This is a genomic window from Paenibacillus sp. JJ1683 (assembly GCF_053006485.1).
Genome location: NZ_CM129820.1, coordinates 1581577 through 1604863, shown reverse-complemented (window position 1 = coordinate 1604863; position 23287 = coordinate 1581577). Strand labels below are relative to the sequence as shown.

Here is a 23287-nt window from a genome sequence, read left to right as displayed (position 1 = left end):
AATGGGTGCAATCCTTTTGTATAGAAGGCTAGGTCTGTATCTCGATACTCTTCACAGCAGTTATGACTTCCATTTAGAAAACAATTGACTGGCACGCTGGGCAAACTCCTCCAGGTTGATGCTGGAGTTGTCCAGCTTGTAATACCATTTTTTGATCGTATCTAAAATCCATGAAGGAACCTTAACCTCGGAGAAACCGGAATAGAACGTATGATACGCCCACACCAAATGCTCCCAACGCTTGTCATCGCCTTCTTTTACATATTCAGATACGTCTAATACCTTGGCGCGTCCGTCTTGCATGAGTACATTCTTGAGATGAATATCACGGGGATTCAGTCCCCTGGACCGAACAAATTCCCTCGCCTTTTCCACGTCCAAAATGACCTGCTCCGGCACCGGAATTCCTTGCAGCAGGCAATCTAGCAACGTAACACCAGATTCGTAACTAATGACAATATACTTATCGCCTTTTCCGTAATAATGAGGAAAAAAATCAGACCCTTGCAAACGCTCATATACATCGGCTTCTGCATCTTTTTTTTCGATCGCCATGTCTGAATACACCTTGAACGCGTAGCCTGGCAACGTATCGAGTGTAAATACAGCCGCATCTGTCCCAATGCCAATACAGCGTACGCCTTGGGTGGCTGTTTTAATGGTAACTGGGTCATTATCCTCCGTACTATATACGGTCACTTGACTTATGATGTCGTCTGCCTGCCTCCATGGTTCTACCATGCGCGGGTCCCTCCTTCTCTGTTCTACCCATTTCAAATGAAGTTAGATTTATAACAGATAAATAGTATTACGGACCAGCTTTTGAAATAGCTTCAAAATAGGTTAGATTCTTTTGGATAACACGATATGTACCGTGTCTAACGTGCGTCTGGCAGGAGCAGCCTTCTTAACTCTGTGTAACTTGCCGCGGTTTTATAAGCCCCCGACACATCAGATTCCGGGAAAGCGTTCCTGTGATTGAACCAAATGACCTGCCAATTTGCAGCTATAGCTCCCGCCACATCATTACGCCAGGAATCCCCAATGTAGCAGCAATGCTCTGCTAAAGTTCCTGTCCGTTCGTTCACTATTTGGAAAATACGTGGATCAGGTTTAGCATAACCAACGGTCCCAGACACAAAAATATGCTCTGCTGCAACATGATTTTCCAGTGTCATGGCTTTAATTTTGCTCATCTGGTGTTCTTCAAGACCGTTCGTAATTAAACCAACCACATAGCCAGCCGAGCTCAATTCATCAATTAACGAAGTAGCCCCCTCAAAAGACTCAATTCGGTACTGACGATCCAAGTATTCTTGTTGGACATGCAATGCCTGCTCACGGGTAATATCTACCCCGAATTCTTGTAGAGCCAGAATAAAACGACCTTCCCTCATCTCATCCAGTTCTTCCTGCCCTGCTTTCCCCTCCAATAGTCCTCCTTTAGCCGATAGTAAATCGCTGTAATAGCGAATACGGTGGTAGACTCCCTCATATGGAAAACGCTCACTTAATCCTAATACTGTACGTAATGCATCACGTGTAGGGTGCAAATGATCGTACATCGTATCATCTACATCAAAAAAAACAGCCTTCTTTTGCAAGTTCATATGCCCACTTCTTTCTGTTAAATCTTTGGATGACACTCCTCTATACCTTGTCCTGATATTATACCCGTTGACCTATTACGTTGCACCCTGACCTACCCACCCCGTATCTGTCATTCACCCTTCTCAGATAATAACATACACTGAAAAGACTGCATTTTGGCAAACTCACTTTACTTCACTACTGCGCTAACATAGGCATCTTGTCCTAATTTGAACGAAAGCGTTTTATTTTGATAGCACACGGGTAAAAGGTCACATTTTTGAAAATATTCGTCATACAGGTTTACATTTCGTGTAAAATCACGTACCTTTTAGGGATGAACGCTTTACAGATGTACTTGGATAAGGGAGGTATACACAATGGATTCCGGTTCTAACCTAGCCTATGGATCAGCCACACCTTTGATTGAGGCACTTATAGAGTTTGAACAGGAGCTTGAAGCGAACCGGCATTCTCTGAGTTTTGATTTGGGATTGATTATGGAACAAGGCCGCGCTCCGCGATATATGGCTACACCGCCTGATGTTATTCCTTTTGCCCACGCTGGAGTGGACGGGATACATTATGGCATTTTAACCGATTTTGGTCTTGAAAAGGACCTTTCACAGGCTCCGATTGTATGCGTCTCTCCCGTCGATTGGACGGGGGTATGGGTGGTTGCCCGCCATTTGCAGGATTTTTTAAGCGTTGTTTATACAGAAAACAGTTCATTAAAACGATACTATGCCAGTGGAGCAGACTATTCTGGACATGCTGGTCAGCGTCCTCCGCAGGCTGTGGATGAACGTACCGCGTTTGTACGCGAATGCTTTCGGGAGCGCTTTGGCATTCTGCCGATTCAAGATATGGCCGCCTACATCGACAGCTTGCGAACAGAGCGTAAGCAAAATGAAGTTGCTCCTACACTGAATGGCTTGGGTATTCAGGCACCTTCTTCTTTGAAGCGTAGCTCTTCTATTGAGAGCGACTTCTTGAACGTAACGGAGCCATTCCTTTGGGAACAACAAGGTGAAGCTGTACGTGATTTGTTCCGCAGCGGTTCGCGTGAAGCCAGACTGGCCTTTATTCGGGATGCTCAGACACGGCATCTGTTCACCCATTCAGCCCTTCGAGCTTTTGTAACAGGACAGCTTAGGCTGATGGGCTTGTCTGAGGCCGCAATATACCTAGAGGAGTCCTACTATACCGTTATTCCCGATACGATAGAATCTCGATAAACTCCATAGATTCCCCCAATTTAACCGCCTCTGAAAAGGCGGCTTTTTGTGCTACAATAAATGAAAACAACAGGGTCGAACGACCTGGGGCGCATGAAAGAGAGCGAGCATGAATAATCATTCCTATCCTACTCCTGAAATCGTTGAGGTTTGTCTGCTAGCAGGCAAACTGATGATGCAAAATGGAGCCGAGACCTATCGTGTTGAAGACACGATGTCCCGCATTGCTTCAGCCTATGGCATATCCCAGTCCCATAGCTATGTAACACCCACTGGAATTTTTTTTGCCATTAATGATTCGGAACCTGCCAAGCTAATCCGGATCGTAGAGCGGACTACAGATTTGCACAAGGTGACCGAGGTGAACTCCATTTCACGTAAAATCAGCGCAGGCACTTTGTCTCCCAGCGCAGCCGTAAAAGAGCTTTCGGAAATTGAACGTGGTCCCCTCCGCTATTCCAATCGTGTACAACTGATCGCTGCAGCGTTGGCCAGCGGTTGCTTTATGATCATGTTTGGTGGAGTGTGGCGAGATTTCCCCGGAGCTGTGTTGTGCGGCGGTATCGGATTTGCAGCCTTACAATATTTCCACAGGCTCGTTAAGGTTAAGTTTTTCTCAGAATTTTCTGCATCTTTTCTAATCGGCTTGCTGGCGGCTCTGTTAGTGATTGTTGGCGGGGGTCAGATGATGGATAAAATTATCATTGGCTCCGTTATGCCACTGGTGCCGGGCTTGTTAATTACAAATGCCCTTCGGGATTTAATGTCCGGGCACCTAGTCTCAGGGCTTTCCAAAGGTGCAGATGCTTGCTTGACGTCTTTCGCCATTGGTGCTGGTGTTGCAGTTATCATTTCTTATATGTAATTTGGAGGAGATTCAAGCTTATGCTTGCACAATTATTCACAAGCTTTATTGCCACCGCTGCTTTCGGTATACTGTTCCACGCTCCTCGGCGTTCGCTGCTGCAATGTGGTTTTGTCGGTATGCTGGGCTGGCTTGTCTATTACTCAACCACGGATAGCATGGGACCTGTGAGCGCCAGCCTTTTAGCCACGATCCTTATCGGCATCGTCAGTCAAGGTTTTGCTAGACTGTACAAAATGCCTGTGATTATTTTCAGCGTGGCAGGCATGATTCCCCTGGTGCCAGGAGGAATGGCTTATAATGCCATGCGCCAGTTCGTACAACAACATTATCCTCAGGCACTGGAGCTGGCCATGAGCACACTCATGATCGCCGGGGCAATAGCAGTCGGTTTGGTGATCTCTGAGGTGCTTAATCAAATCTTTCACAACGTACGTTTTAAACCTCAGCGTTAAAAACGAAGAAATAACAAAGTAAAAAAGGCTGCTCCCAAAATCGCCACACTGACAGTGTATGAGACGATGGTGGGGACAGCCTTTTTGTGTAGCTCAATATTAATCTACTCGCTTACCTAATATAGCCAGATCTCGCTCTATGCTGTCCAGCACGGCAACACGTGGATAGTATCCCCACTGCTCAAAGCCAAACTTCCGCAGCAGCGCAATACTCGGTTCATTATGACCAAATACAAACCCCAACAACGTTGTAATTCCTAGTCTCGGACATTCATTTAGCAAATGCTGTACCAGACGGCTTCCAGTGCCGGTTCCACGAGAATCCTCATGGACATAAATGCTAATTTCTGCTGTACCGTTATAAGCTGGACGGCCATAAAAGGACTGAAGGCTGGCCCATCCGGCAATGTTCCCCTTTTGTCTTAGTACCCACAAAGGGCGGTGGTTTTCCTGATGAGCTTCAAACCATGGAATGCGGCTCTCCACTGTCACAGGCTCCAGGTCTGCCGTGACCATTCGTCCTGCAATTGTAGAATTATAAATATCCACAATATCGGGAAGATCCTCCCTGCATGCAATTTCAATGGAAAAAGATTGGTCCTTGTTCATTATCGTATCTGCCCCCCTATTGTGGTGATTTATTTATTGTACAGGACAAGCGCTGGAACAGCCATATCGAGTTGTTTTGCGGATTAACCCCAAAGGGTCTTATAATAGAATTTGAAGATAAGCCAGCACTACATTAACCAATTTAACAACATGAGACAGGAGGTATGCTTCGGAATCAAAGGAATCCGAAGCAGCTTAATATGAATATTGGAACTCAAATTTTGATTTTGGAAGTGTCTATGGGACCTTTTTTTGGAAATTCGATCATTCATCCTGTACTGCTCAAGGACGAGGATGGACTTACATTGATAGACTCGGGCATGCTTGGCCAATTGGAGCCTCTGCGCAAGGCTATTTCAGATGTGGGTGAGGATATAAGCCGTCTGAAAAGAATTATTATAACGCATCAGGATATTGACCATATCGGAAATGTTCAAGCACTGCTGGACTTGCTACCGAACACTGCCCTGCTGGCCCATAAGGATGACATTCCATATATGACAGGAGAACGACCATTTATAAAGCTGACGCCGGAACGCATCAATCTGATGGAGCCTGCACTCAAGCAACAAGCAGAGGATATGATTCGCCGCCTGCCAGATTTGCGCTTTGCTCATATGCTTGAGGACGGTGAACATCTGCCTTATGGTGGAGGCATACAGATTATTCATACACCTGGTCACACGCCCGGACATATCAGCTTGTATGTGCCTGCACACAAGCTGCTGTTGGCAGCAGATGAACTGCGTGTAGTCGAGGGTGAGCTGGTCGGTCCCGCTGAGTCGGCTACGCCGGATATGCCGTTGGCTCTGAAGAGCCTCGATAAACTGACCGTATTGGATGTAGATAAGGTACTCTGCTACCATGGTGGTTACTATGATCAGAATGTGCAGGCACGTCTGCAAGCATTAAGTCAGTCAAGAGAATAAGCCATATAAATTATGATGTAATAAGAGCTATAATGAATAAATGGACAGAAAGGAATGAGACTCTATGAATGATAAAATTACCAGATTGTATGATGAACTGAAGTCACAAGCTTGGGATGGCCTACTTGTGACCGATCCCAAACATATTTACTACCTGACAGGCTTCGCCAGTGATCCGCATGAGCGTTTTCTAGGGCTCGTGCTGCTTCGTGACCAAGAACCAGAACTAATTGTACCCGCCCTGGACGCAGAAGCTGCCCAAGCTGCTTCCTCGGTGACGCGTATATCCACCCACACCGATACGGACAATCCGTATGATCTGTTACGCCAACGCACAGGTACCGGAGTGAAAGCATTCGCACTGGAAAAGGAACACGTCTCCGTCCTCCGTTACGAACAACTACATACTGCCATTGGCGCTGCTCAATATGTTGACTTGGGTCCGGTGCTTCAAGACATGCGCGTGAGAAAAACTCCTGAGGAAGTACAACGTTTGAAGCATGCAGCTCGTTTGGTGGAAGATGCTCTTCGTCACGGCCTAACCCATGTTCGCGAAGGGGTGACAGAAGTCGAGCTGGTAGCCGAAATCGAATACCAGATGAAAAAACTCGGTGCAGATGGTCCATCCTTTGACACTACAGTGTTGTCTGGACCCAAAACAGCCTTGCCACATGGTGTCCCAGGGACCCGCAAGCTGCAACACGGCGATCTGCTCATGTTTGATATGGGTGTATATTCCGATGGTTATGCTTCGGATATTACACGCACTTTTGCCTTTGGCAAGCTTTCGACTGAGCTGGAAACGATATATAATACGGTTCTTCGCTCAAATGAAGCCGGAATTGCCGCCATTCGCCCGGGAGTTTCCTGCGCATCCGTAGACCAGGCAGCTCGAGCCGTTGTTGAAGCCGCTGGATATGGCCCTGCCTTTAACCATCGGGTTGGACATGGTCTTGGTATGAGTGTTCATGAATATCCATCTGTGCACGGAGGCAATAACGATCTGCTTCATGAAGGGTTTGTGTTCACGATCGAACCCGGCATCTACGTACCAGGTCTTGGGGGTGTGCGGATTGAAGATGACGTTCTGGTCACCTCTGAGGGTGTTGAAGTGCTGACTTCTTTTCCGAAGGAACTGACCGTGCTGGGGTAATCTAGTGCTATTCTTAATATTGATATGTTAAAAGTACGAAAAAAAAGAGGGGCGACCCCAAGCCAATTAAGGCTTGAGGGTTTGCCCCTCCTCTTCTATCAAACGGAAATTACGTGCGATGTATAAAATCGGTGTACCTGCCGCAGTCAGTACAAATTTTAAGATGTAGGTGGTGAACAACAGTTCGATCCATATTCCCCACGCATAGCCGTAAAAGGCAATGCTACAGAAAATGAGGGTGTCTATAAACGAGCTGATCATCGTGCTGCCATTGCCGCGAATCCAGAGCTGATGACGCTCCGGGAAAAACTTGCGAATCCAGGCATATAGACGCACGTCCAGCAATTGACTGACCGCATAGGCTGTCAAGCTGGCAAGCGCAAGCCTTGGCAACAATCCGAAGAGCTGTTGCATCGGTGTCTGGGCAAAATCGGTTGCAGTAGGCTCAAATAACAGCACCATCTGCATCGTGATCGTCGTCATAATCAGAGTAAAAAAGCCAAACCACACAGCTTTTCGCGCCTCTTTAGGCCCATATTTTTCATTTAGTAAATCGCTGGCCATATACATAGAAACATACATTGTATTTCCCAATGTCGTGGTAATGCCGAGCAGATCAATGGTTTTGGTTACCTGAATATTGGCCAAAACAGTAGCAACGCCAATCCAGGCGTATAGCCCTTTTTTACCAAACAACCGATAACATAGCAAAAAGAACATAAAATTGACGAGGACAAATGCTGCCCCCCATAACAGATTAAACATGAAATCCTCCTAGTTTTGATAGCGCGGGATGGTTGCGAACCGCGGTTCATCCGAACAAGCCGGAAAAACATTATTTTAATGTATCATAGATTAGGATTTGTGAACAGCTATAATTTACACGGCCACCAGCCCAAAATAAAGAGCCGACCTTAGGGTCGGCTCTGAGTATGGAGGTGCACACTGCATGTGTTACATATACATATGCGATAAATGCGATATGAGGCTGCAGTGTATACCATTCGTCTATCTTTTACTTAAGAGTGTGCCGCTGCATCCAGATCCGTGCCATGGTTGTTGAACACGTCTTGATCGTTCTCCTTGAGTACTTTGCCAGAGATAAGACCTGCGGTAATAGAATCATTAACATTCAACGCGGTACGGCCCATATCAATTAACGGTTCAACCGAAATGAGCAATCCTGCCAAGGCAACGGGAAGGTTCAGGGTAGAAAGCACGATCAGGGAAGCGAAAGTGGCGCCCCCGCCTACACCTGCCACACCGAACGAGCTCACCGTAACAACCAGAATAAGTGTGAGGATAAAATCCCAGCTTGTAGGATCTATGCCCACCGTTGGAGCAATCATGACCGCCAGCATGGCAGGATAAATACCCGCACAGCCGTTTTGCCCAATGGTTGCACCCAGGGTCGCGGACAGATTTGCGATGCCGTCGGACACACCAAGCTTTTTCGTTTGTGTTTCAACATTTAATGGAATGGTCGCTGCACTGGAACGAGACGTAAAAGCAAAAACCAGCGTAGGCAATACCTTTTTCACATATGTCACTGGATTATAACCGAACAAGGCCAGCAAAATAAGATGAATAACGAACATGACTAATAAAGCCACATAAGAAGCAAGTACAAACTTGATCAGCTTCAAGATTTCATCCGGATTTGTTGTAGCTACAACTTTCGTGATCAGTGCTAAAATACCGTAAGGCGTCAATCTTAGCACCAGCGTTACAATCCGCATCACTACAGCGTACACTGCGTCGATCACTTTGCGGAAGGTTTGCGCCTGCTCCGGTTTTTTACGATCCAATCCGAGTACTGCCACCCCGATAAAGGCTGAGAAGATAACCACTGCCAACGTCGATGTACGGCGTGCCCCTGTCATATCTTCAAAAGGATTCGAAGGAATAAATTCCAGCACCTGCTGTGGAATAGTCATATCCTGAACTGTTCCCAGGCGTTCTTCCATCTTCAGTCCCTGCGCTTGCTCCTTTTCACCACTTTGAATCTCAATTGCTTTTAGATCAAAAGACAGGCTGGTTACAATACTTACTGAAGCTGCAATCGCCGTTGTAATCAGTAGCACTGCAATAATGGACACGCTTATTTTGCCTAGGTTCTGTCTTCCCTTCAAATTCATAATAGCCGAAATAATCGACACCATGATAAGCGGAATAACGACCATTTGCAGCAAACGGACATAACCATTACCTGCAAGGTTGAACCAATCGACCGATTTGGTAATGACCTCTGAGCCAGCCCCATAAGCGTACTGAAGAATAGCCCCGTAGATCAGTCCGAAGCCGAGCCCGGTAAAAACTCTTTTTGTAAAAGAGATGCGCTTTTTCTGCATCCAGACCAACACGCCGAGCAGTGCAAGCAGCACGATAACATTTAAAATAATTAAGAAGGTATCCATATATCTTTTCCTCCAAACTTAAACGTAAGATGTTTTCTAAAGTGACCCTTCAATCCGAAGATTACTATATCACAAAGCCAACTATTTTTGTAGGTTTTATTGAAATAAAAATAATAAAACTGCTTCAGCCTTAGATTTTATGAAAACGACAAACAGCAAGCCTTCGTAAGATGAAGGCTTGCTGTTTGTTATCCTGAACACAACAATTCGTTTTCAATTTATACGTAGATTTTTTTAGCTGTTAGACGATCACTGTATATAACAGTTCCTGTTCCTTAACGACTTTATGCTGATTCCCTGCGGGCTCCAATTCGCTAAACTGATCTACATTTGTAACAATAACAGGCGTTATCGTTTCGTATCCAGCCTTGCGGATTTCCACCAGATCAAACTCCAGTATAAGATCACCTACCTTTACGCGATCTCCTGCTTTAAAATGAGGCGTAAAATGAAGTCCTTTTAGTTTAACAGTGTCCATCCCTACGTGAATGAGCATTTCAAGTCCTGAATCACTCACCAAACCTACAGCGTGCCCACTTTTGGAAATGGAGAACACTGTGCCCTCAACTGGGGAAACAACCCGACCTTCGGAGGGTTCAATAGCCCATCCTCTACCCATAATTTCTTGAGAAAATGCAGGATCATTGACTTCACTGAGCGGTTTAACTTCACCCACAATTGGGCTGAATACCGGGATTTTCTCACCTTTTGGCAGTGAGCTCATCGCAGATTGTGCTACTTCCTCAATAGAGATCTCGCCAGCAGCATCTGCTGCTTGTGTCGCTTCTTCGTTCTTTTCATCTGTAAAACCGATCACATAGGTAACAATCGCAGCAACCACAAATGCAATAATAAGACCAAGAATTGCGTACAAGAAAGTCGGTCCAATAAACATAGCCAGACCAGGCAAACCAACGAGTCCCCCAACGACGTACGCTTTTGTACCAAACAAACTCATGAAGCCCCCACCGACAGCTCCGCCGATCAACGCTGCCGTAAACGGTTTTTTAAACCGCATATTCACACCATACATTGCAGGCTCGGTTACACCCATAATAGCTGTCAAGCTCGTGGAGAAGGCCACTGTTTTGACTTTGGCATTTTTGGATTTCAAGAATACGCCGAGTGTTGCACCAGCCTGAGCCAAGTTAGCTGCTCCCATAATTGGAATCATGTAATCATAGCCCAACGTTGCAATCGATCCGATCATAATTGGAACCAATGCGTAGTGCATACCTGTCATAATGATCAGGGAGAAGGTACCGCCCAGCAGTAGACCTGCAAGCGCACCTGTATTTTCAAACAACCAAGATATCCCTCCTGACAGGCCATTACCAATAATGGAGCCGAGCGGCCCTACAGCAATCAACGTCAAAGGTACGATAATCAATAGAGTCAGTGTTGGAACAACAAGCAACTTCAGTGATGCATGAGTATACTTATCAATGAATTTTTCAACATAGGATGCCAGCCAGATCGCGATAACAATTGGAATAACGGTCGACGAATACGTGGCCGCTGTCACCGGAAGGCCAATAAAGCTAACCTTCACATTCGAAGCCAGTAATGCTGTAATGTCTGGATGTAAAATTGAAGCACCAATCGCCGCACCAATAAACATATTGCTACCGAGTTTTCTAGCCGCACTCACAGCCAAAATAATCGGCAGGAAGTAGAACGCACCGTCACCTATTGCGGCTAAAATCGTATAGGTTTGACTCTTGTCAGACATCCAGTGCATAGCTACCAGTAGGGCAATAATCCCTTTGATCATACCTGCCCCGGTGATCGCCGGCAAAATAGGTGTAAACATACCCGCAATAAAGTCGAACAGTTGGCTGATCGGGTTTTGTTTTTTCTTGGATGCAGTGCTTGCGCCTGTTTCACTTTGCGGTGCCTTGGACATGTTACTCACCAATGATTTATATACATTAGCTACATCATTTCCGATAATCACCTGAAACTGGCCGCCACTCTCCATGACTCCCATGACACCATCCGTTTTTTGCAACTGCTCTTTTTGAGCTTTCTTATCATCATGAAGGTTGAAGCGCAAGCGCGTCATGCAGTGAATGACCTGCTCTACATTTTCTTCTCCACCGACCAATGTAAGTATCTCTTTGGATAATTGATTTCGATCCATGAGGCATTCCTCTTTTCTATTTAAGGTATATAGTGTGTGAAAATTGGGAATAAAAAAAACCTGAATACAGAAAGCAGACAGCTTTATAAAAGCCAATCTTCTTTCAGCATTCAGGTTTTGCCTTCTTGTTTAGAAGTAGCAATCCTAAATCCCTGATCATCCATAAAATCATTGATTCTTAATGATGCGTTCGATGTGAATCGTAAGATACAGCATCTCATCCTGGGATAAGCTTCGACCATAGATCTTAGACGTATAATCTCTTATTTTTTCCGCACAAGCATAAGCGTCCTTATATTGTACCTTAACCATATCATGAAGCGAATTATCTGTATTTTGTACAGGAGTTCCGTTCATAACCCGTTGGGCAAAAAATTTGAGATGTGTAATAAAGCGGTAATAGCTTAACGACTCTTCATCCAGCTCCATTACAAAAAAGCGGCTTACAATGTTTATGATATCCTTGACGATATTAGTCAGGGTTATCGTTTCGCGCATTTCACTGTTCAGCTGTGCATTCACCAAATGTAAGGCAATAAACGCCCCTTCATCATCTGGAAGTGTAACCCCCAGCTTGTCCTGAATCATGTGCAATGCTTTGGTCCCAATCGCGAATTCCTTGCGGTACATTCGTTTGATTTCCCAGTAAAGTGCATTCTTGATGTCCATACCCAAACGGTAACGCTCTATGGCAAAATGGATATGATCTGTCAGCGAAATATAGATGCTGTCATGCAACTCTACACCAAGTATCGTTTTGGCATACTGGATGATTTCATCAGAAAGTTCAACATACTCAATAGGGATATCAGACATCAGGGTCATCAATTTACGGGAAACCTCGGTACTTTCAAGCTTGAAAATTTTCTCAATTTTCCCCTCTTCAATCTCATCGCCTGTGTTTTTTTTAAAAGCAATTCCTCTTCCCATAATGACTAATTCTTTCTGCTGTTCATCAATGACCGTTACGACGTTATTATTCAGCACCTTTGCTATCTTCATTCCATCACCTTAAGCCGCTTGGAGTAGTAAAAAAAGGCAATACCAAAACTGACACATAGTGCCTGTTTATGGTTTTGCCCGATATGGTAACAATCCATGATTGTGCAGTTTTGATTAACTGTCATCATAGTATCATATAAACACTGAGCTGACAAGATTTTTTTGTAAACACTTACATGAGGTAATTAGCCGTTGCGTTGCACCTTAATTGTTAGAGCTCTTTTCCACATTCAATTCCGAGGAAGCACGAATACGGGATGCGGATGCAATTTTTGATGGCTCCTCTTTATCGTCCACAAAGCCCATAAAATACGTAATTACACCAGCCGTAACAAACGAAATCAACATGCTCAAAATGGCGTAAACAAATGTAGTGTCGGAAAACAGGGGTAAGCTAAGCAAGCCAGATAAGGCTGCAAAAGCAGTCAACTTCACTTCAAACAGACACATACACGCCCCACCAATAGCCCCGCCAACCAGTCCCGCGATAAACGGTTTTTTGAAGCGCACATTAACGCCGTATAATGCTGGTTCAATGATTCCAAACATAGCCAACAGGCCTGTGGAAGCAGCAAGTATTTTGACTTTGGCATTTTTGGATTTAACACATACACCGAAGGCCGCGCCTGCCTGAGCCATGACTGCCGCCGCAACAACAGGGGTAATAGAATCATAGCCATTCGTAGCCATGGATTCTATTATGTTCATCGACATCATATATTGCATGCCCGCAAAGTGGAGCACAGGTATTGTCCCACCAAACAGCAGACCTGCAAATACGTCCGCATCGTCAAACAGTGAAGCAAAACCATCCGACAAATGATGTGCCAGGGTCGTCCACAGCGGACCAAAAACAAACAGCAATAAAGGCACAATCAAGATAAGCGTCAATGTCGGAACGACCAGTAGTTGAATTGAATAACGGTCGAACCTACTCAATCCTTTTTCAATCTTCGATGCAAGCCAGACAACAATAAGAATCAGTATAAAAGAGGCAACATACTGTGGCTCCACCACGGGTAAATCGTCTGAATTCATTTTTAGGCCGGATTGCAGTAGTTCCATAATACCAGGATGAAATGAGCAGGCCCCAATTGCCGCCGCAATAAATAAATTGCTACCAAGCTTTCTTGCCGCATTTACCGCTATCATAATGGGCAAAAAATAAAATACGACACCACCAATGTACCCTAAAGCGGTAAAGACTTGAGTATCAAAAAAATCTAAGAACAAGAAGACAGTCGCAATCCCCTGAATGATTCCTCCAGCAATTAGCAATGGCAAGAGCGGAGTGAATACGCCTGAGATAAAATCAAACAGGCGGCTGAACGGATTCCCTCCTCTATTCGCTTTATCTTGATCTATAGTCGGTTCCTGGTTATCTTCTCCCTCTACCTCCAAATTTATTTCCTTAGAAAGCAATTCCCGATTCATAACTGCCTTTTCCCCTTTTATATGTATATTGAAGACCACATTCGAACTTATTAAAGCAAGCTTAAAAGAAGCTTGTAAAAAGTGGCATTCCTTATACTACTTATATTCCTTCTTTTTTACAATAGTTATAAAAGCACGGGTAAAGCTTTTTAATTTCCTACTCCTGATAATTTACATCAAACTTACATCTAAACACCCAAGACCATAGTTATATATTTTTTGTTTGTTTTTGGGCAAATATGACTATTCAACCGTCTGTTAATTATGTAAAATAGGTCTAACCTACTTTTTAGTAAATCATGGATTACTTCCCTTTCTCATATCTTGTGTCCTTGAATACAGCTGAAATATACATAGAATCCGAACATTTTCAGTCTTTTCTTCAAGCAAAGAAAGGAAAACAAGTAGATCATGGCGTGTCTAGTATCTCATTGGACAAGCGGCCTACATCAAGCAGGGCAATTCGTCTGTTTTATCACCATCATGTGAGAGGAGAATTTTCATGAAGCGTTTTAATCGTTCCCTTGGCGCAAAGCTACGAATTATGTTTTTGCTGATTCAGCTCTTTGCGTCTCTTCTGTTCAGCATCAGTTTTTATGCAGTTTCCATGAGTATCATTAATAGCAGTGTCATGCCTCAAGTAGACCAATTGCTAGAAACTGGGGCTAAAAATGTGTATCAGGATCTCAATATTTCCTTAGCCGTTCAAGCTGGGCAAGGAAGTGGGTCTGGTTCCAGCTCTGCTATGCAGATGGAAGCTTATCTTCAGGACAAGGTTGACACCCTCAAATTAGAATCCGCATATATTGCGGTGCTGAAGGATGATGGTAAGGCCGAAGTTGTCGCACGAAACGTAAAATCAGCATATAAGGTCAAGGATACCCTCGTTCCTGTTGAGGATATTAAAAAAGCCAAACAAGGCGAGATGAATATCAGTGACATTTACAGCGACTCGCATGGAGTACACAAAACCGCCTTCTTTGCCATATCAGGCAGTAATCTGATTCTTGGCGTGAACGAAGATGTTGGATTCGTACAGGAAAAATCCCAACAAATCCTATGGATTTGCATTGGTATTACACTGGTAACACTTATACTGGGCGGAGTTATTTCTACCCTTGTCATTCGTAAAGTTGTACAGCCCATTGCTGAATTGGTTCGTCATAGCGAAAAAATTGCCCAAGGTGATCTTTCGCAAGATACAAAGGTTCAAGGAGTTAATGAAATTGCTCAACTTGCCCGCAGCTTCCAATCTATGTCTCTTAACTTGAAAGAAATGATCGGCCATGTGCTTACTACATCAGGTGCAGTTGTTAAAGGGTCGGACGAGCTGCTTCGTCGAACTGAGGCTATGAGTGTAAAAGTCCAGGACTCTACAGCTGCCGCTGAAGAAGTAGCCAAGGGCAGCAACAGCATCGCTTCTGCTGCTGCTGAAAATGCACAGGCTATGGAGGAGATTGCTCAAGGTGTGCAGCATATCGCTTCCTCTGCCAATGATGTATCTGACCAAATCAGTGAAGCAACGAAAGAAACGGTTAACGGGAATACGCTTGCTCAAAAAGCTGTAGCTCAAATGTCACAGGTAGGACATGCTGCTGATGAGTCGCTTCGATACATACATAGTATGAATGAACGCTCAGAAGCTATTGGTAGCATCGTTTCTGCAATTTTCGATATTACAAAGCAGATTCAAATGTTGTCCCTGAATGCCTCCATTGAGGCTGCCCGCGCGGGCGAGCATGGACGGGGCTTCGCTGTAGTTGCCGGGGAAGTTCGCAAGCTCGCAGAGCAATCCAAAGCAGCAACACAGGAAATTTCGGACTATTTGGTTACCATTCAGGAAGTATCTCAGCAATCTGTGGACTCAGTGACTCAGGTTAGTCGTGAGATTCACTCGGGAACGGAAATGGTTCAACAGGCGAGTTCTGCTTTTAACCAGCTAAGTGAGCTCATGCAAAAGATCAACGCTACGATTCAAACCGTATCCGCAGCAACGGAGCAAGTATCCGCCAGCTCGGAGGAAGTATCTGCTTCCGTGGAGGAGACAGCTCTCATTGCTGCCAACGCACAACATATGATTCAGGAGATCGGTTTAAATGCCGATGAGCAACTGAATGAAATGGAAAGCCACAGTGAGGTTGTTCGTCAATTAAGCCAACAAGCAACTGAACTGCAAAAGGCGGTTCAAAAATTTAAAATTAAGTAAGCTGATCTGCTAAAAAAGGTATCTCTCAGTCACAAAAATGACTGTAGAGATACCTCTTTATTTTTTTAAAGCTTTTTAAAGGATCTTCCATGAAGAAGTTTATGAATCCATCCCGAGAATGCGGTAAATTTGTCCCATATCCAAATGAGCGCGTATCACCTCTGCGACACGGTCAAATTCTTGTTCCTTGGCTTCACGTACAGTAAAAGTGCTATCCAAAGCTGGCAAGCCCTTGGCTTGTCTCAGTCCATCCAACCAGGACCGGCGAAAACAGTCATTATCAAACACACCATGCAAGTAGGTTCCCCATACCTTACCGTCTGTCGTACCCCAACCTTCCTCAAAGGCAGTCCCTTCCCCACGCTGAATCTGGAATAATGTTTTCATTTTCGTTGAGTCTGGAGTCCTGTCTATAGATACATGTGGTTCCGTGACATACTCTGTAACACCCATATGTATTTCATATCCTTCAATGACTGGCTTGGAGGTAGAACCCGAATCAAGTGCAGTGCTTAACAAAAGTGGGCAATGATTAGACAGGGTTCCTTGAACGCGCACGGTTTGCTTTTCCTTTAAGAAGGTCGTGGATAGAGCTAGCCAACCTAACCCATCTGCCTGCTGCGGCAACCCAGATTCGACGGCATCGGGATCAAATAACGCTGTACCCAGCATTTGATAGCCCCCACAAATACCAACCAGTTGCGTGCGTCCTATCTTCATGGCCTCTCGAATGTCATCCTCTAGCCCTCTTTCACGCAATTCCAGCAGATCTCCGATGGTGTCTTTGGTTCCCGGTAAGATAATGGCATCCGGTACGCCCAATTGTCCGGCCTCTGTGACATAACGCACGCTCACATCCGGCTCTGCGGCCAAAGCATCCGTGTCCGTAAAATTGGAAATACGCGGATAACGTATCACCGCAATGTCCAATTCTTTATCCTTTGCTGACCGCTTAGGCTTCTTGTCCAGTACGACCGAATCTTCTGCTTCAATGCGAATGTCCGGTAAATAGGGCAGTACACCGAGTACAGGAATGCCTGTCCGTTCTTCCAGCCAGTCCAATCCTGGTTGAAGCAGGGACAAATCGCCTCTGAATTTGTTAATGATAAATCCACGGATACGCTGTACTTCATGGGGTTCCAGCAACTCAATAGTCCCTACCAGAGAGGCAAAGACACCACCCCGGTCAATATCCGAAATCAGCAATACTGGGGCATCCGCCCAGCCTGCAAGGTTCATATTTACAATATCGCGGTCCTTTAAATTAATTTCTGCCGGGCTGCCTGCCCCTTCCATAAGCACAATATCATAGGTATCGCGCAGCCGATTTAGCGCATCCATAACGGTGTGCTTGGCTTGTGGCAAAAAATCCTTTCGGTAATCGGAAGCGCTCATATAGGCATAAGGTACACCGTGTACAACAATTTGTGAGTGCATATCCTTGACCGGCTTAATCAGAATCGGATTCATGTCGGTCGTCGCCTCAATACCACAAGCTTCGGCCTGTACTCCCTGTGCACGTCCAATTTCCTTGCCGTCCTCGGTAACATAAGAGTTTAACGCCATATTTTGTGACTTAAACGGTGCGGGACGGTAGCCGTCCTGCAGAAAGATCCGGCACAGCGCGGTCGTCACCACGCTTTTACCCACATCCGACGCTGTTCCTTGAAGCATTAATATAGCTGCCGGGTTCGTGCGGGACGGTTCGAAAGTTGACAATTGCCTCTTCCCCTTTAACGAATTCATTTCAAATTTGATCACAACCCGTACAAAATGACAATAAACAGCAACAAAACAGTCTCCAGCAATTCGTTCAAAGCTCCGTATATATCTCCCGTAAGTCCCCCAAGACGGCGATTAATACGGTTTGCTGTAAAGGTTCCAACTCCGTAAGCCAAGAGCGGAAGCAACGCAAAGCCTATCCAGATTGGAAGGCTTTCAGAATACGAAAGGAGCGTCTGTAAGTGTGATCCTGCTAACGACAGGTTTCCTGATCCCTCTGTTGCTGTAGCTGGTCCTGCAAGTATATACTGGCCTGCGGCAGCACCTAGAGTCACGACTACAGCCCAAAATACGGCCAGTCCGGCACGTCCACCACTCATATCAGCAAAACGCGCAGCCAGTCCATCATCGTTACGGGCTTTAGGCCAGCGCTTCATTGCATGTACCATAAACCAGCGGCTCCAAACCATCGGAAGCAACAACAAGCCGGACACATTTTGTTCAACCAGCACGGTATACAGCAAAGCAGCCTTGAGCATGAGTAGCAGCACACAAGCAATAACCCCCATTGCTCCTACACGGCTATCTTTCATAATCTCCAGCATCCGTTCACGGGACCGGTAGCTGAATAAGGCATCCGCAGCATCCATCCACCCGTCCAGATGCAGTCCGCCCGTCAACCAGACCCAGACTGCAAGGGTAAGAATCGCACACGGCAGCGGTGGCAGCACCATAGCCGTAAGCGCCGCAATGCCCCAGACGATAATACCAATAATGACTCCAACCAGCGGATAATAGCTTGCACTGCGTTTCAGCAGCTCCGGGGAAAAATCCAGCTCCGCCTTGACCGGTAGACGGGTTAAAAATTGAAAAGCCGCAGCAATAGCCTGACGTTCGCGGCTCATAGCTTATATTCCAACTGTTTAAGTTCTACGGGAATGCCCGCCGTCACTAAAAAAACTTCGCCACAAACACGGGCTATCCGCTGATTCATAATCCCGCTCAAATCCCGGTACAGCCTTCCAAGCGGATATTCTGGTACAATACCGTCACCGACCTCGTTGGTTACGATGACGAGCGATCCCGGATACTGCTCCACAGCTGCCGCCAGTTCATCCATGGCGGCTCTGGCCGCAGCTTCGCCGTCCTCACCTGCGGCCAGCAGCACGTTCGACAGCCAAAGGGTCAGGCAGTCGACCAGCACCATAGGCGCAGGCTGCGACGCTTGATCGTCGCCAAGCCGCCGCAGCAGCTCCGGCAGCGCCTGCGCTTCCTCCAGCGTCTGCCAGTCATACCCAACAGAATCGCGCTGGAGCCGATGAAGAGCGATGCGCTCCTTCATCTCCACGTCATAGGCTTGGGCCGTTGCAATATAGCAGGCGCGCGGAGCGCGCGCCATGCATAATTGCTCGGCAAAGCCGCTTTTTCCGCTGCGTGCCCCGCCGGTCACGAGCGCCTTCATCGCTGCGCGGCTCCCTGACCGTCCGATACGCCTGCATCGGCAAAGGTCGCCATTTCGCGCATAATGCGGCACGCCGCATCAATCAGGTGCAAGCTCAGCGCACCGCCCGTGCCCTCACCGAGCCGCATGTCCAGATGGAGCATGGGCTCCAGCTTAAGCTGGCGGAGCACTGCCGCGTGTCCACGCTCGTCCGAGGCGTGCGAAGCAAGCATGTACGCCGCGCTCGCAGGCGCAAGCGCGCGTGCAGCAAGGGCTGCCGCGCCGGAAATAAAGCCGTCCAGCACCACTGGACAGCGATGCGCGGCTGCGCCGAGGATGACGCCTGCCAGAGCGGCAATCTCCAGACCGCCGACCTTGGTCAGCACGTCCAGCGCGTCATTGGCATCCGGTTGATTCACATCCAATGCGCGGCAGACAACGGCTATTTTACGGGTAAGCCCCGCCACATCTACCCCCGTTCCCCGGCCCACGATCACTTCCGGATCAAGTCCGGTGAGCGCACATACAACCGCAGCGCTGGCTGTCGTATTCCCGATGCCTAGCTCTCCGGTAACGAATAGCCGTGTGCCACCTTTAACCGCTTCTGCTACGGCTTCAGCTCCGGCCAAAACCGCTTGTTCCGCTTCCGTACGCAGCATGGCTGGCCCTTTAGCCATATTCGAAGTGCCCATACGCACCTTACGATTCACCAAATCCGGGTGAGCAACGTCCGCATTCACGCCAACATCTATTACCTGGACATCAGCGCCTGCATGACGTGCCAGCACATTAATTGCTGCGCCGCCTGACAGCATGTTATACAGCATTTGCTGCGTAACCTCAGCTGGAAAGGCGCTAACTCCCTCTTCACATACCCCATGATCCGCAGCCATGACCATCACCGTTTTACGATCAAATTCAGGCTTGTCCACGCCAGTAATTCCTGCTAGCTGGATGGCCAAGCTCTCCAGCTTTCCAAGACTTCCAGGTGGCTTTGTTAATTGGTCCAAATGTGCTGACGCTGCCGAAGCCGCCACTCCATCCGGCTGGGCTATGCTATCGATCAGCTGACGCAGCTTGTCGTTCATCCCTTCCACTCCCTGCTCTTTTTAGTATGTTTACAATCTCCTATTGATCTGCTGTAGACGCAGCGCTTCTGCGCAGCAAGAGCTGCGGCACACCGCTATCGGGATGCGGAAGCATCACAGGCTCCACACCATATACACGCCGAATCCGGTCCTCTGTTAGCAAATCCGATGAACTACCCAATCCTTCAACCATTCCATCCTTAAGTACAAGCAAATTATCGCAAAATTGTGCCGCCAAATTAAGATCATGCAGGACAGCAATGATCGTCACGCCCGTTTCTTGGCGCCATTCTGCCAACAACTCCATAAATTCAAGCTGATAGCGCAAATCCAGATAGGTAGTAGGTTCGTCCAGCAGCAATACCTGTGGTTCCTGCACCATCACCTTTGCCAAAGCTACGCGCTGTCGCTGTCCCCCACTCAAGCGGTCCAATGTTCTGTCGGCCAGTGAAGTTAGACTCAATCGCGCTAGGACCCGATCCGTAATCGCCTCCACATCAACTCCCTTTTCCCTGCCTAGCCAGTCCTGATGAGGAAACCGCCCCATTTCTATAACTTCCCTGACGGTGTATCTCACTGGAGGAATGCCCTCCTGCTGGAGTACGGCTACAAGTCGGGAAAGCTCTTTTCTGCTGTAGCTATCGATCTTTTTACCATAGATATGAACACTTCCAGAGGTCGGCTGGTCTACACCAGAAAGCAGATGCAGCAACGTGGATTTACCACTCCCATTCGGACCAATGATCCCCCACCAAGCTCCTTCGTCTACGTTCCAGCTAACATTCTTTAGCACATGGAAATCCCCATAAGCACGGCTCAGGCCCGCTACCTCTAATGCTCGAGCACGCACCTTTAGTAATTCACTTGGTTCGGTCACAGCAGATCCCCCCTGCGCAGCTTCTTGTTCCGGTACAGGAGATATGCGAAGAACGGTGCTCCCACAAAGGCTGTCATCACGCCCAAAGGAATTTCCGTCGGGGCTAACAGCGTACGAGCTGCCGTATCTGCCCAAGCCATAAAAATAGCTCCACCCAGTGCAGACAACGGAACGATCATCCGGTAATCAGGACCTGTCACCAGACGAATGATATGTGGTACAACGAGTCCGACAAAGCCAATGACTCCGCATACTGAGACAGCGGCAGCTGTCAGCAAGGTAGATATGATCAGGACAGATAGCTTCGTCGCATCTACATGAACCCCCATATGAGCCGCTTGACGTTCACCCAAAGCCAGAATATTCAGCACCCGTGCCCGGTTCCATAGAAACACCAGCCCAACGATCACGTAAGGTAAAAGAATTCCCGTATATGACCAACCTCGCAGACTAAGACTTCCTAACGTCCAGTACAATATTTCATTGACTGTTTCCTTCGACATGGCTGTCAGAAAAGAAACAATGGCTCCCCCAAAAAATTGCATCACCACACCTGATAAAATGAGGCTTTGGGTCGGAATTTTCCCACCTTCACGCGCCAACGTCAACACCATCCACAGCGTCAGCATGCCGGTTATAAATGCGACTAGCGGAAGGGTCCATATACCCACAAATGAAAATTGAAGCCCCCAATAAATCAGCACTGCCGCTCCTACCGAAGCTCCCGAAGACACTCCCAGTGTATACGGATCAGCCAAAGGATTACGCAGCACACCCTGAAATCCGGCTCCCGCCAGCGCCAGCGCTGCTCCAACCAACATTCCCAGTAACACCCGTGGCAGTCTGACCTTCAAAATAATCTGCTCTGCAGATGTATTCCAATCCGGTGTAAACGTATCACCTAACCACGGTAGGTGGTTGATCAAAATACCTGTGATCTGGCTGACCGGAAGACTGACCGAGCCGATGCCAAGACAGAGCAGCAGCGTCAGCAGCAGCAAGACAAGACCAGTCCCCCCAAAACCGATCAGTCTACGATTCATTTGAAAATTTCAGGGTACACGCCCTTGGCTACTTCCTTGAGTCCTTCTGTTACGCGTGGACCTGGACGGCTAATCAAATTATCATCCACGGCAAATACACGATTGTTACGAACAGCCGATATTTGATCCCATCCACTACGAGCTTTTATGATATCGCCGAGGGACTGGCCTGTTTTGTCATCCTTCACACTTTTGCTGTATAAAATCACGTCAGGGTTGGCAGCTATAATATTTTCCTCACTGATTTGGTACCAGCCCTTCTGCGTGGCACCCACGTTTTCGCCGCCCGTCAATGTGATCAGTTCGTCCATAAACTCGCCTTTACCCACTGTCCAGCCTGGTGAAAATTCGACGTATACCCGTAGCTTCTGCCCTTTGCCGATATTTTTAACTCCTTCTTTCACTTCCGCTACATCTGCTCTCATCTTGTCGGTCACCGCTCTCGCTTCTTTCTGATGATCGGTGATTTTCCCATACAATTCGATGTTAGCTATGACATCTTCAACGGTCTTCGGTTCCGTTTTAAAAATCATAATTCCCATGTCACGCAGCTTAGTCGTAGCCTGTTCACTAAGTGAAATTCCTGCAAAAACGACATCAGGGTTCGCAGCAATGATCGCCTCTTCGTTCGGTTTCATAATACCGCCCACTTTAGGCTTTTTCGTAGCTGCCTCCGGGTAATCAGAGTAGTCGGATACACCAACAATTTCCTTATCCAATCCGATAGCGAACAACGCCTCGGTTTCTGCCGGGGAGACGGAAACGATCTTGTCCGGTGCCTTTTTAAATGTAAATTCCTGTCCTGTTGCATCCTTAACCGTTAGCGGGTAAACCGTTTTGCCCGGAGGCTCTTGTGCGGTTACGGTCTGTCCCGGCTGCTGTGAAGAAGCTTGGCCCTCTTTATTTTCTACATTTTTTCCATTCGCGCCACATGCACTCAGCACAACTGCCAATATCAGCGCCAATAGACCTGTTGTCCATACCTTTATTTTTTTGCCTGCCATGATTTGCACCCCTTCATACAAAAATCGTTAAGAGCGTTACTTGAACATCATCCGATATTTTCCTCATTCCA

The 23287-nt window shown here is 46.9% G+C and carries 21 protein-coding genes; 6 read left to right on the top strand and 15 right to left on the bottom strand.

What is annotated here, in order from left to right; genetic code table 11:
- Positions 1–60: 60 nt before the first annotated feature.
- Together ACUC6J_RS06840 and ACUC6J_RS06835 are read right to left on the bottom strand one after the other, a co-directional pair.
- Positions 61–741: a serine/threonine protein kinase gene (locus tag ACUC6J_RS06840; protein WP_016820640.1), complete on the bottom strand. Its 681-nt coding sequence runs from the start codon at positions 739–741 to the stop codon at positions 61–63.
- A 137-nt stretch (positions 742–878) separates the two neighbouring features.
- Positions 879–1610 carry an HAD family hydrolase gene (locus tag ACUC6J_RS06835; protein ID WP_447249967.1) on the bottom strand — a complete coding sequence of 244 codons (732 nt, stop codon included), beginning with the start codon at positions 1608–1610 and terminating at the stop codon, positions 879–881.
- Between the two features lie 360 nt (positions 1611–1970).
- Here ACUC6J_RS06835 and ACUC6J_RS06830 point away from each other — a divergent pair, with 360 nt between their 5' ends.
- The 3 genes from ACUC6J_RS06830 (at position 1971) to ACUC6J_RS06820 (ending at position 4148) form a co-directional block, all read left to right on the top strand.
- A complete protein-coding gene (locus tag ACUC6J_RS06830) occupies positions 1971–2828 on the top strand; it encodes a hypothetical protein (protein WP_447249966.1) in 858 nt (285 codons plus the stop codon).
- A gap of 109 nt (positions 2829–2937) precedes the next feature.
- Complete coding sequence (locus tag ACUC6J_RS06825) at positions 2938–3693, top strand: threonine/serine exporter family protein (RefSeq protein ID WP_016820643.1); 756 nt, start codon at positions 2938–2940, stop codon at positions 3691–3693.
- 20 nt (positions 3694–3713) lie between these two features.
- The gene (locus ACUC6J_RS06820; RefSeq protein WP_017426578.1) at positions 3714–4148 is read left to right on the top strand and encodes a threonine/serine exporter family protein; all 435 of its coding nucleotides are present in this window, start codon (positions 3714–3716) and stop codon (positions 4146–4148) included.
- A gap of 99 nt (positions 4149–4247) precedes the next feature.
- Here the strand turns inward: ACUC6J_RS06820 and ACUC6J_RS06815 are convergent, their stop codons facing one another.
- Positions 4248–4757, bottom strand: a complete 510-nt coding sequence (locus ACUC6J_RS06815; RefSeq protein ID WP_019686608.1) for a GNAT family N-acetyltransferase — start codon at positions 4755–4757, stop codon at positions 4248–4250.
- A 164-nt stretch (positions 4758–4921) separates the two neighbouring features.
- On the opposite strand from ACUC6J_RS06815, the gene ACUC6J_RS06810 reads away from it, so the two are divergent.
- Positions 4922–5686 (top strand): MBL fold metallo-hydrolase, encoded by a 765-nt coding sequence (locus ACUC6J_RS06810; RefSeq protein ID WP_250249030.1) that lies wholly within the window; start codon positions 4922–4924, stop codon positions 5684–5686.
- Positions 5687–5750: 64 nt separating this feature from the next.
- Positions 5751–6839 carry a M24 family metallopeptidase gene (locus ACUC6J_RS06805; RefSeq protein WP_017426575.1) on the top strand — a complete coding sequence of 363 codons (1089 nt, stop codon included), beginning with the start codon at positions 5751–5753 and terminating at the stop codon, positions 6837–6839.
- 66 nt (positions 6840–6905) lie between these two features.
- Here the strand turns inward: ACUC6J_RS06805 and ACUC6J_RS06800 are convergent, their stop codons facing one another.
- From ACUC6J_RS06800 to ACUC6J_RS06780, 5 genes are all read right to left on the bottom strand, one after another.
- The gene (locus tag ACUC6J_RS06800; protein ID WP_016820648.1) at positions 6906–7604 is read right to left on the bottom strand and encodes a queuosine precursor transporter; all 699 of its coding nucleotides are present in this window, start codon (positions 7602–7604) and stop codon (positions 6906–6908) included.
- A gap of 254 nt (positions 7605–7858) precedes the next feature.
- A complete protein-coding gene (locus tag ACUC6J_RS06795; RefSeq protein WP_447249965.1) occupies positions 7859–9256 on the bottom strand; it encodes an L-cystine transporter in 1398 nt (465 codons plus the stop codon).
- A gap of 241 nt (positions 9257–9497) precedes the next feature.
- Positions 9498–11399, bottom strand: a complete 1902-nt coding sequence (locus tag ACUC6J_RS06790; protein WP_447249964.1) for a beta-glucoside-specific PTS transporter subunit IIABC — start codon at positions 11397–11399, stop codon at positions 9498–9500.
- A 168-nt stretch (positions 11400–11567) separates the two neighbouring features.
- A complete protein-coding gene (licT, locus tag ACUC6J_RS06785; protein ID WP_016820651.1) occupies positions 11568–12401 on the bottom strand; it encodes a BglG family transcription antiterminator LicT in 834 nt (277 codons plus the stop codon).
- A gap of 204 nt (positions 12402–12605) precedes the next feature.
- Positions 12606–13835, bottom strand: coding sequence for a PTS transporter subunit EIIC (locus ACUC6J_RS06780; RefSeq protein ID WP_447249963.1), 1230 nt, complete (start codon positions 13833–13835; stop codon positions 12606–12608).
- A 502-nt stretch (positions 13836–14337) separates the two neighbouring features.
- On the opposite strand from ACUC6J_RS06780, the gene ACUC6J_RS06775 reads away from it, so the two are divergent.
- On the top strand, positions 14338–16041 hold the full coding sequence (locus ACUC6J_RS06775) for a methyl-accepting chemotaxis protein (protein ID WP_242210649.1): 1704 nt from the start codon (positions 14338–14340) through the stop codon (positions 16039–16041).
- 99 nt (positions 16042–16140) lie between these two features.
- On the opposite strand, the gene ACUC6J_RS06770 is transcribed toward ACUC6J_RS06775, so the two are convergent.
- From ACUC6J_RS06770 to ACUC6J_RS06740, 7 genes are read right to left on the bottom strand one after another with little or no spacing between them, the layout of a single operon-like run.
- Positions 16141–17760 carry a cobyric acid synthase gene (locus tag ACUC6J_RS06770; protein ID WP_447249962.1) on the bottom strand — a complete coding sequence of 540 codons (1620 nt, stop codon included), beginning with the start codon at positions 17758–17760 and terminating at the stop codon, positions 16141–16143.
- 38 nt (positions 17761–17798) lie between these two features.
- Entirely contained in the window at positions 17799–18668 is an 870-nt protein-coding gene (gene cobS / locus ACUC6J_RS06765) for an adenosylcobinamide-GDP ribazoletransferase (protein WP_447249961.1), read from the bottom strand.
- Positions 18665–19225, bottom strand: coding sequence for a bifunctional adenosylcobinamide kinase/adenosylcobinamide-phosphate guanylyltransferase (cobU, locus tag ACUC6J_RS06760; protein ID WP_044785825.1), 561 nt, complete (start codon positions 19223–19225; stop codon positions 18665–18667). The genes cobS and cobU overlap by 4 nt, the downstream gene beginning before the upstream one ends.
- Positions 19222–20292 (bottom strand): nicotinate-nucleotide--dimethylbenzimidazole phosphoribosyltransferase, encoded by a 1071-nt coding sequence (gene cobT, locus ACUC6J_RS06755; RefSeq protein ID WP_044785824.1) that lies wholly within the window; start codon positions 20290–20292, stop codon positions 19222–19224. Before cobT ends, cobU begins: the two co-directional genes overlap by 4 nt.
- Before the next feature lie 40 nt (positions 20293–20332).
- Positions 20333–21169, bottom strand: coding sequence for an ABC transporter ATP-binding protein (locus ACUC6J_RS06750; RefSeq protein ID WP_447249960.1), 837 nt, complete (start codon positions 21167–21169; stop codon positions 20333–20335).
- Positions 21166–22212 carry a FecCD family ABC transporter permease gene (locus tag ACUC6J_RS06745; protein WP_025364343.1) on the bottom strand — a complete coding sequence of 349 codons (1047 nt, stop codon included), beginning with the start codon at positions 22210–22212 and terminating at the stop codon, positions 21166–21168. Before ACUC6J_RS06745 ends, ACUC6J_RS06750 begins: the two co-directional genes overlap by 4 nt.
- The gene (locus ACUC6J_RS06740; protein ID WP_447249959.1) at positions 22209–23216 is read right to left on the bottom strand and encodes an ABC transporter substrate-binding protein; all 1008 of its coding nucleotides are present in this window, start codon (positions 23214–23216) and stop codon (positions 22209–22211) included. The genes ACUC6J_RS06745 and ACUC6J_RS06740 overlap by 4 nt, the downstream gene beginning before the upstream one ends.
- Between the last annotated feature and the right edge of the window lie 71 nt (positions 23217–23287).